The sequence below is a fragment of the Rhizobium sp. CBN3 genome (assembly GCF_030518245.1).
Classification (GTDB): Bacteria; Pseudomonadota; Alphaproteobacteria; order Rhizobiales; family Rhizobiaceae; genus Rhizobium; species Rhizobium aethiopicum_A.
Genome location: NZ_JAULSE010000027.1, coordinates 46,904 through 55,777, shown reverse-complemented (window position 1 = coordinate 55,777; position 8,874 = coordinate 46,904). Strand labels below are relative to the sequence as shown.

The window sequence follows — 8,874 nt, the reverse complement described above, 5'->3', positions numbered from 1 at the left end:
GCGTTCGTCAAAACTCAAATGCGAAAAGGTACGGATCAAACCATGGCTCCCGAAAAGCAGGCAGCTTAGCGCCTTTGTTGCAGTTCGAGATAGAATGTACCGCCCTTACAGGCGAATCTGGCGTAATCAGCATTATGGAACCAAAGATTTTTCCAGCCGCGCCAAAGACTTGCTTGATGGTTTCAGGAAATGGTGAGGCTGACACGCCTCGCCCAATTCCTCTGCGGTATTCAATCATCAGGAGCCCAGCAACGCGGTGATCTCGGCGCGAGAAGGCATGGCGGGAGCCGTGCCCGGCCGTGTTACCGCGATTGCGGCGGTCGCGCAGCCAAAGCGGACGGCCTCGGTTGGCGCCCGGCCTTCCGAAATCGCCGTCGCGAACCCGCCGAGGAAGGCGTCGCCGGCCCCGGTTGTGTCAACGACATTTCCCGCCGAAAATGCGGGCACGAATTCGCTCTGCCCGGCTGTGTGATAGAACGCGCCGCGGGCGCCGAGCGTGATGACCGCTGCTTTCGCGCCCCGATCGACCAGCGTGTGTGCCGCTGCACGTGCCTGCTCATCGGTTTCGATCGCATGGCCCACCAATTCCGCTGCTTCGACTTCATTGGGAACGATGAAATCGCACAGGCCATAGATGCTGTGCGGGATGGCGCTGGCCGGCGCCGGGTTGAAGATCGTCGTGGCCCCTGCCCTCTTGGCGATCGACAGGCCGTGCAAGGCCGCGTCCAGCGGTTGTTCGAGCTGTGTCATGAAGATGGCGGCACTTTCGATCGCCGCCCGGTTCGCTTCGACATCTTCGATGCCGATCAGCCCCGCGGCGCCCGGCACCACGATGATGGCGTTGTCGCCGCTCACCTCGTCGACGAAGATGAAGGCGGCGCCCGTGGAAACGCCTTCCATCTTCATCACATTGGCTTTGACGCCAGCCTCCGCATAGGCCGCAAGGGCCATCGCGCCGAACGCGTCGTTGCCCACCCGTGAAATGAAAGTCACCTTGCCGCCGGCCTTTGCCGCGGCAATCGCCTGGTTGGAGCCTTTGCCTCCCGGCCCGAGCGTGAAACCCGACCCCATCAGCGTCTCGGCGATATGGGGCAGGCGCCCTGCCTTATAGGCGGTGTCGGCGGCGAAAATGCCTAAGATGACGATCCCGCTTCTCTCGCTCATCGCACGGCCTCTTCCGCTGGAATGACGCCCTTGGTCAAAAGGAAGCATCCATAGAACCGCAGTTCCCCGGTTGCGATCACGCAATAGGCCTTTTTGGCGATGTCGTAGAACGCCATGCGTTCGACGGGATACATCGGCGACGGCTTGCCTTCGGCCCGGTCGACAATCGACTGTACTTCCTGTTGGATCGGCGGGATTTCATCCGGCTTGCCGATCACTTCCATGCGGCCAACCGACGGCTGGATCGGCGTGTCCAAAGGCAGGACCGAAAGGACCGCGTCGACCGCCTGCGGCGCGGGAATGTTTTCCATGGTCAGCAGTCTACCCAGGCGCGTTTGGCGGGCTATCGAATCCGATGGAAAATTCATGTCGGAGATGACGAGATAATCGCCATGTCCCATGTTGCAAAGTGCCTGAAGAATGTCGCCGTTGAGTTCGGCCCGGATTCCCTTGAGCATTGATCTTCCATCCTTTCTCTCGCCGGTACGCCCGGCCGTGCTTCAATTTCTGTGTCTGGCGACATCCGCCCTGGAGTGCCGCGCGCCCTTTCGGACGCACAAAGGACGCTCCCGCTCTTTGGATCTACGCATCGGGCTTTCCGAGAATCGATTCCGGTTTTCGGGCCGGTGCGCCGGGTTGCGGGCACGGGCCGCTCGAACCACGCACGATCAGCGATCCATCCACCATTTCGTCCCCCTTGCCCGGCGGTTCCTCCAGGAGAAGGCTGACCGCGCGCCGCGCCAGCATGTCGGCCGGCTGGCGGATGGTTGTCAGCCGCGGCACCACGAGATTGGCAAGCGAAATGTCGTCGAAACCCGTGACGGACAGTTTTCGCGGCACGTCGATCTTGAGGTCGCGGGCGGCACGTAACGCGCCGATCGCCTGCTGGTCGCTGGCGGCAGCGATCGCCGTCGGCCGGCTTTGTGGCGGGCGCGAAAGCAGCTCACGGGCAATTCTTTCGCCGGATTCGTAGTCGAATCTGCCATGGGCGATTTCCAGTTCGACAGGCTCGCCGGTCTTGCCGAAGCCGTCCATGCGGCTGACAAAGGCCTCTTTGCGGATGCGCCCCGCTTCGGTGTCGGTCGGCCCGGCAATATAGGCGATGCGCCGGTGCCCCAGCCCATAGAGATGATCGGCAATCAGTGTGGCCGCCTGCGCATGGTTGGTCGACACCAGGGGAAAGATGCCGAAACGTCGGTCCAGCGATATGACCGGCACCGAGGCTGGCAGATCGAGACCAGAACCGTCGCTCGAAGCCACCACGATGATGCCGCGCACCGATCGGTCGAGAAAAGCCGAAACATGGCTCTGCTCCGCCTCGCTATCGTTATGCGAGCTTGCCAGCATCAGGCTGTGACCGCATTCGAGCGCCGCGCGCTCGATGCTTGCCGCAAGCTGCGCAAAAAAAGGATTGGTGATATCGGGAACGACGAGGCCGATGACGTCGGTTCTGCTGGTGCGCAAGGCTCGTGCAGTCACGTTCGGCCGGTAACCGAGCGCCGAAATGGCGTCGTTGACCCTTTCACGCAGCATGGGTTTGACCGCGGCTTCGCCCGACAGAACACGCGAAACGGTGCCCACGGAGACGCCCGCATATTCGGCGACATCCTTGACTGTGGGCATCTTTGCCATGTTCAAACGTCCCGCGGCTATTTCACCGCTCCTGCGGTCATCCCGGCGATGATGTGCTTTTCCAACACGACGCCGACGACGACCAGCGGAAGGATACCGGCGGTGGAAAGGGCGGCCATCGACCACCAGTTGATGCCCTGGCTGCCTGTCTGGCTGGCGATCATCACCGGCAGCGTGTTGGTGTTGGTGGAGGTCAGCAGCGCGGCGAAGAAATATTCATTCCAGCACAGGATCAGCGCCAAAAGGAAGGCGGCAACCATGCCCGGCAGAACGAGCGGCACGATGATGCGGGCAAACGCACCCCAAATCGACAGGCCGTCGACCAGCGCGGCCTCCTCGAGCTCGACCGGTATGGTGGCGAACTGGTCACGCATGATCCAGACGACGATCGGCAGAACCATCAGCGTATAAACGGCGATCATGCCGGCATAGGTGTCGAGCAGCGCCAGTTCCTTGTAGAGAACCAGGAATGGCAGGGCGAGGACGACGGGTGGCATAATCAGCTGCGACAGGAAGAAGAAGGAAATGTCGGAATTGCGCATATGGCCGAATTTGTAGGAGAAGCGGCTGAGGCCGTAGGCGGCGAGCGATCCGAGCACAACCGCAAGAGCGGATGCCGTGACGGAGATGATGACGCTGTTCCAGAGCCTGCGCATGAACTCGTCACGCACGGTCGAGATCTGGGGAATCGTATCGGGAGAGAGGCCGAGCGAGCGCCAGCCGAGCCAGTTGGGCGCGAAATTGAACCACGGGATCAGATTGCCGCGCATGACATCTGCGGCTGTCTTGAATGAGGTCGAAACCGTCCAGAACAGCGGGAAGATGCAGACACAAGCCCAGATGACGAGCAGGCCGTAAACGGCCAAACGCATGGCCCACCAGCGAATGCGTTGGCCCCGTCCGTATTTTTCGAAATCGATGCGAACCATCAGAGCCTTCCTGTCATCCGCTTGACGATGCGGTCGGAGATCTTCATCAGCGCGGTCATGCCGACGACGATGATCACCAGATAGACGAGCGCGAGCAGGGTTCCGTATCCGACATTCGAGCGATCACGATATTCGCGGTAGATGAAACTGGTGACGGAATCCGTCGCTCCTCCGGGACCTCCCGATGTCACGGTGATGATGATGTCGGCGAGCTTGAGCTTGAAGATGATGCGGATCATCACTGCCGTGACCGACACCGGCAGCATGAGCGGGAAAATCACCTGCCAGAAGCGCTGCCATTTGGTGGCGCCGTCGACTTCGGCCGCCTCCAGCACCTCCCGAGACAAGGCCTGCAATCCGGCGAGCAGCATGATCATCATGAAGGGAATGAAAGTCCAGGCATCCATGATCATGATCCAAAGGCGCGCCGTCAGCGGATCGCCGAAAAAGGAGGGATTTTCCCAGCCGAGCCAGCGGGCCAAGCGCGCGATCGGGCCGAAACGGGTCTCCAGCATCGACTTGCCGACCATCCAGCTCACCGCGACCGGCGACAGCATCAAGGGCACAAGGAAGGTGACCCGCCAGAACTTCCGGGCAATGATTTCCTGGTTGAGGAGCAGCGCGAGGCCGAAGGCGATCGCATATTCCACGACAATCGCAAGGCAATAAAGGATCATGTTGAGCAAGGCGTTGGCATAAAACGGATCGGCGATCATCCGGCGCACATTGTCGAGCCCATTGAAGCGCCGCCCGGCAGAAGAGGCGAGGTTCCAGTCGGAAAAGCCGATCCAGAGCGCAAAGAGCAGCGGGAAAACCACCATCGATACGACGAAAAGCGCCGCCGGCAGAACAAAGAGCGCCTTCTTGCCGGCCTCGCCGTAGATGACGACGCGGGTGACGCAGAGAACCGCGGCCCAGATGAAATAGGCGTAGAGAACCGGCCGCCAGTTGGCAAAGCCCCAATCGGTCCAGCCAAGTTCGTGGACAGCCTGCAATACAAAGGCTGCCATGAACCATATGGCGCTCAGCCACAGAGCCGCGCGGCCCCAGAAACGACGGCTCACGGAAATGGAGCCGGCTTCGACCGTGTGGAGCAGGTCGCCTTCAACTGTCGACATTGATATTCCTCGCCCGGACAGGATGGGCGCTGGCGGAGCCTTTCAGCCCGCCAGCGCGTTATGTCAAATCGATCAGAGCCCGAGGCTCGTCCGATAGAGCTTCAGCTGGCTATCACGGCCGATCTGGTCGGTGATCTTTTCCCAGGCGGCGGCAATCGCATCCGCGGTTTCCTGTGCCGACTTGTATTGTCCGGCAAAGCCCTTCGCCAATTCGTCCTCCGCAACGGAGTAGTATTGGAAGATGCCGGGGATGCGCGGCTCGATCGCAGCGTTCGGATGGTTGTAGCTGTCGGCGTTCGAGCCCAGATAGTCCTCGATGTAGGCGCGATCGTAACCTGCCTTTTCCCATTCGTCATAGTTGAAGTGCGACTGACGATAGGGCTGGAAGCCGGACGGATAGGCCGATGTCCAAAGGGAAAGATCCTTGCCGCCGAGATGGGCTGCAGCAGACCACGCCGCCTTGCGTTTTTTCTCGTCGCTGGAGACCCGCTTGGTGACGTAGATGCCCCAGCCGAGGTAGGCCATGTTGGGCGCTTCGTTATACTTGTCTTCCCATTGCCCGGACTTGCGATTGTAGACGCGGTTGGAGCCGCGGTTGATGCCGAAACCGACCACGTCGCCGACGACCGACGTATCCGAGGTGCGCGCGCTGGAGCCGACGTCGCCCCACCACATCAGCATGGCGCCGGTGCCCGCCAGGAACTGCGAGAAGGCGGTGGTGCCGGGGTCCGCATTGATCTGGTCGGCCGGATAGGCCTTGGCCGCGATCAGATCCAGCACGTCCTGGATCGCCTGGACCCAGGCGGGGTTGTTGACCAGCGGCTTCATGTTGTCGGGATCGAACAGCCAGGCCGGGTCGCCCGGATATTTGGCATAGGCCGTCGCCCGGTTCTCGATGAAATAGAAGCCGAAGCCGCCCCAGCCCTTGAGCGGGTCGAGATAGCCGTAGGCCGGCTGGCTGGTCAGCGGATCGGTCTTGCCGACCAGCGCCTTGGACGCTGCGTTGACGTCCTGCCAGGTCTTCGGCGGCTCGGCCATGCCGCTGATCGAGCCTTCGCCGAAGTAGTCCTTGCGATAGGCGAAGGTGTGGCAATCGCCGTCGATCGTGACACGATAGGTCTTGCCGTCCCAGGTGCCAACCGGTGGCTTCAGGTAGCTCACCAGGTCGTCGGCTTCGACCTGCTTTGCAGCCCAATCAGGCATCTCGTCGAGAAGCCCGCGTCCGGCGGTGTCGCCTTCGAAAGGCGCGCCCATTTCAAGGATGTCGAAATCGACAGTACCGGTTGCGATCGACTGCTGAAGGCGGGCGTTGTAATCGGCCTGGGCAAGGTCGATCCAGTTGATCTTGGCTCCGGTATAGGCTTCCCAAGGCTTCAGGAAGCCGCGGAACAGGAAGTTGTGCAAGTTCTGGTTATTGAGCCCCATGAAGGTCAGCTCGACACCGGCGAACTCGCCCTGCTTGACATTGGCCTTGGTCGGTCCGAGGCAGAGCTCGCCGACTTTCTGCCAGTCCGCGTCCGTCGGCGATCCCTTGCCGACGCCCGGGATTTGCAGGATCTGGGCGCGCAGATCATCGGCGGCGAATGCTGTGCCAGCAATTCCGCCCATCGCGCCGGACAGGCCGAGCAGGGCCGCCGCACTTGCCGTTCCGCGCAAAACGTCGCGGCGACTTGCCTGACGGCGCATCAATGCATCGTAAATTTCGACTTTCATGTCTTCCTCCTCCACGTTTGGTGCGCTGCCGCCAGCCAGTGTTCCGGATAGGCTCCGGCCCGAATTTGGGACTGGTCTCGTGCAGAACTATCTGGTAAACAAGAAAATGAAACGTTTCATAATTCTTGTTTGAAACCGCTCCTCTCGGTCTCATCATTGAGCATCAGACGGGAAGCGGAAAAAGTCAATAAAAAATGAAACGTTTCATGGAGGAGGCTTTGAAGGTATTTCGGGTCGTGGCAGAGCGCGCTTTCGCTGTGCCTCATGCTCTGGATACCGTCGAGAGATTCATCCCCTGGAATGTGTGCCGGGGGTGACCGGAAAGCGAGTGGGAGGCATATGGCTGAGGTCAATATTTCAGAGGCGCGGAAGGCCTACGGCGCCTTAAATATCCTGCATGGGGTCGATATAGACATTCGCGATGGCGAGTTCGTGGTGCTCGTCGGCCCGTCCGGTTGTGGCAAGTCGACCCTGCTGCGCATGGTCGCAGGCCTCGAGAGCATTACCGGCGGCACCATCTCGATCGGCGGAAAGATCGTCAACAATCTGCCGCCCAAGGACCGCGATATTGCGATGGTCTTCCAGAGCTATGCGCTCTATCCGCACAAGACCGTTGCCGAGAACATGGTCTTCGCGCTGCGCCTGCAGAAGCAGCCGGCCGATGTCATCAAGCAGCGCCTGCAGGCGGCGGCCGAAACACTCGACCTCGTGCCCTATCTCGACCGCTATCCGCGCCAGCTTTCGGGTGGCCAGCGGCAGCGCGTGGCGATGGGACGAGCCATTGTCCGGTCGCCGCAGGTTTTCCTGTTCGACGAGCCCCTGTCGAACCTCGACGCCAAGCTGCGCGTGCAGATGCGCAAGGAGATCAAGGAACTCCACCAAAGACTGAGAACCACGACGATTTACGTCACCCATGACCAGGTCGAAGCGATGACCATGGCCGACAAGATCGTCGTCATGCAGGGCGGCAGGATCGAACAGACCGGAACGCCCCTGGAGCTCTACGATCGGCCCCGCAACACATTCGTGGCCACCTTCATCGGCTCGCCGTCGATGAACCTGATGAAAGGTCGCTATAAGGCCGAGGGTGCGGTCTTCGTCACGGAGACTGGCGATGAGATTGCGCTCGGCTTCACGCCGGAGGCGTCCGATGGCCAGGCCGTGCGCCTGGGCGTGCGGCCCGAACATCTGTCACTCGCTCCGAGCGGCTTGAAGACGACCGTCAACGTCACCGAACCCACCGGCCACGAGACGATGGTATTTCTGCGCTACGGATCCGGCGAGCTTGTCGCCGTGCTGTCCGAACGTCACGATTTCGAGCCGGGACAGGCCGTCACGATCGCTGCCCGGCCGGGCAAGCTTCATCTGTTCGATGCGGAGTCCGGTAAAACGCTGCGGCGGGATTGAGGAGCCGCTTGGTGCCGGCCGACATGCAGAAGCACCCGGACCGGTGGGAAGTCGGTTCGCTCAGCCCGAGGGAGGTTCCGATCCTTGCCGAATGTCCGCACATCTTCTTTGGCATCCTTGTCCGGATATTGTCAGGCCGCGCAGCTTCGCCGTCGACTAGGACGACGTCGGCATAGAGCGCCCTCGGCAATATCTTCGTCGGCCCATGCAAATTCCGTGTAGACGTCCCGGACTTCGGAGATCTTGCTTTGGTCGATAGCAGTCTTGATGTCGTCTGTTTCTGGCACAGAACGTCGATTTCGCGCTGGCGTTCGTCAATCCAAACAGAAGAGATGGTGTTATAATCGTTGGCGCAGTTCCCAACGAGATCACCAGCGCATTCAAATGCGCGCCATGGGCGCTGCAGAAGTCGATTGCGGTTTTGAGATCTTCGTCGAACTGATGAACGCTGAGGATGCTGAGTACCGTCCTGATGGCCATGTCGATGAAGCGGTTTCGATTTCTGCCCTGTAGGCTGCTTCTCGATTGACAGGCGAGGCCGTGACGTCTCGATCGCGCAGTTCGGAGAGGTGCGGGGCCCGTCATCGGTTAGGAGGCCGCAAATGCTGTCGACGGAACGAGACTTCAAACGGGGCGGCGAGCGGTCGCCCATTCCTTCGCAAGGTGAAGTCGAAGGCAAGCTTCTCATGTTCGAAGCGGTTGCCGTCACCTGTTTGCAGGAGCTTCTCGCCAAAACGGAATCGCGCCTGGTCCCCAGGCTTCGCCGGAGACTTATCCGTAATCTGAAAGAGCGGTGCGGCCCATTGAAGCTTTGCGCGGATGACGAAAAGGCTGCAGAGGAGTTCGCGCTCCAACTGTTGAACGCAGCCCTGGAAAAAGCAGAAGACGAGAGAGCGGGCTGACTGCCGGAC

Annotated in this window: 10 protein-coding genes; 4 read left to right on the top strand and 6 right to left on the bottom strand. The window is 60.7% G+C overall.

The features are described from left to right. The coding region (locus QWJ46_RS27165; protein WP_302755265.1) for a hypothetical protein at positions 1-196 on the top strand (196 nt) is incomplete at its 5' end. Positions 197-237: 41 nt separating this feature from the next. Here the strand turns inward: QWJ46_RS27165 and QWJ46_RS27160 are convergent. The 6 genes from QWJ46_RS27160 to QWJ46_RS27135 form a co-directional block, all read right to left on the bottom strand. Then, the gene (locus QWJ46_RS27160) at positions 238-1,164 is read right to left on the bottom strand and encodes a ribokinase (RefSeq protein ID WP_302755262.1); all 927 of its coding nucleotides are present in this window, start codon (positions 1,162-1,164) and stop codon (positions 238-240) included. Further along, positions 1,161-1,622, bottom strand: coding sequence for an RbsD/FucU family protein (locus QWJ46_RS27155; RefSeq protein WP_302755261.1), 462 nt, complete (start codon positions 1,620-1,622; stop codon positions 1,161-1,163). The genes QWJ46_RS27160 and QWJ46_RS27155 overlap by 4 nt, the downstream gene beginning before the upstream one ends. A gap of 124 nt (positions 1,623-1,746) precedes the next feature. Beyond that, positions 1,747-2,796 carry a LacI family DNA-binding transcriptional regulator gene (locus tag QWJ46_RS27150; RefSeq protein ID WP_302755258.1) on the bottom strand — a complete coding sequence of 350 codons (1,050 nt, stop codon included), beginning with the start codon at positions 2,794-2,796 and terminating at the stop codon, positions 1,747-1,749. Between the two features lie 17 nt (positions 2,797-2,813). Next, complete coding sequence (locus tag QWJ46_RS27145; protein ID WP_302755256.1) at positions 2,814-3,725, bottom strand: carbohydrate ABC transporter permease; 912 nt, start codon at positions 3,723-3,725, stop codon at positions 2,814-2,816. Then, on the bottom strand, positions 3,725-4,843 hold the full coding sequence (locus QWJ46_RS27140; RefSeq protein ID WP_302755255.1) for a carbohydrate ABC transporter permease: 1,119 nt from the start codon (positions 4,841-4,843) through the stop codon (positions 3,725-3,727). Before QWJ46_RS27140 ends, QWJ46_RS27145 begins: the two co-directional genes overlap by 1 nt. 72 nt (positions 4,844-4,915) lie before the next feature. Then, positions 4,916-6,556: an extracellular solute-binding protein gene (locus tag QWJ46_RS27135; protein ID WP_302755253.1), complete on the bottom strand. Its 1,641-nt coding sequence runs from the start codon at positions 6,554-6,556 to the stop codon at positions 4,916-4,918. Positions 6,557-6,895: 339 nt separating this feature from the next. Between QWJ46_RS27135 and QWJ46_RS27130 the strand changes: the two genes are divergently transcribed. The 3 genes from QWJ46_RS27130 (at position 6,896) to QWJ46_RS27120 (ending at position 8,865) form a co-directional block, all read left to right on the top strand. Next, on the top strand, positions 6,896-7,963 hold the full coding sequence (locus tag QWJ46_RS27130) for an ABC transporter ATP-binding protein (RefSeq protein ID WP_302755250.1): 1,068 nt from the start codon (positions 6,896-6,898) through the stop codon (positions 7,961-7,963). 267 nt (positions 7,964-8,230) lie between these two features. Further along, positions 8,231-8,476, top strand: coding sequence for a hypothetical protein (locus tag QWJ46_RS31305; protein WP_368046102.1), 246 nt, complete (start codon positions 8,231-8,233; stop codon positions 8,474-8,476). Positions 8,477-8,565: 89 nt separating this feature from the next. Beyond that, positions 8,566-8,865: a hypothetical protein gene (locus QWJ46_RS27120; protein ID WP_302755248.1), complete on the top strand. Its 300-nt coding sequence runs from the start codon at positions 8,566-8,568 to the stop codon at positions 8,863-8,865. Positions 8,866-8,874: the final 9 nt, after the last annotated feature.

What these genes read in the sequence shown, in the direction of transcription:
- QWJ46_RS27160 (WP_302755262.1), bottom strand. Translation starts at nt 1,164, where the DNA reads ATGAGCGAGAGAAGCGGGATCGTCATCTTAGGCATTTTCGCCGCCGAC.
- QWJ46_RS27155 (WP_302755261.1), bottom strand. Translation starts at nt 1,622, where the DNA reads ATGCTCAAGGGAATCCGGGCCGAACTCAACGGCGACATTCTTCAGGCA.
- QWJ46_RS27150 (WP_302755258.1), bottom strand. Translation starts at nt 2,796, where the DNA reads ATGGCAAAGATGCCCACAGTCAAGGATGTCGCCGAATATGCGGGCGTC.
- QWJ46_RS27145 (WP_302755256.1), bottom strand. Translation starts at nt 3,725, where the DNA reads ATGGTTCGCATCGATTTCGAAAAATACGGACGGGGCCAACGCATTCGC.
- QWJ46_RS27140 (WP_302755255.1), bottom strand. Translation starts at nt 4,843, where the DNA reads ATGTCGACAGTTGAAGGCGACCTGCTCCACACGGTCGAAGCCGGCTCC.
- QWJ46_RS27135 (WP_302755253.1), bottom strand. Translation starts at nt 6,556, where the DNA reads ATGAAAGTCGAAATTTACGATGCATTGATGCGCCGTCAGGCAAGTCGC.
- QWJ46_RS27130 (WP_302755250.1), top strand. Translation starts at nt 6,896, where the DNA reads ATGGCTGAGGTCAATATTTCAGAGGCGCGGAAGGCCTACGGCGCCTTA.
- QWJ46_RS31305 (WP_368046102.1), top strand. Translation starts at nt 8,231, where the DNA reads ATGTCGTCTGTTTCTGGCACAGAACGTCGATTTCGCGCTGGCGTTCGT.
- QWJ46_RS27120 (WP_302755248.1), top strand. Translation starts at nt 8,566, where the DNA reads ATGCTGTCGACGGAACGAGACTTCAAACGGGGCGGCGAGCGGTCGCCC.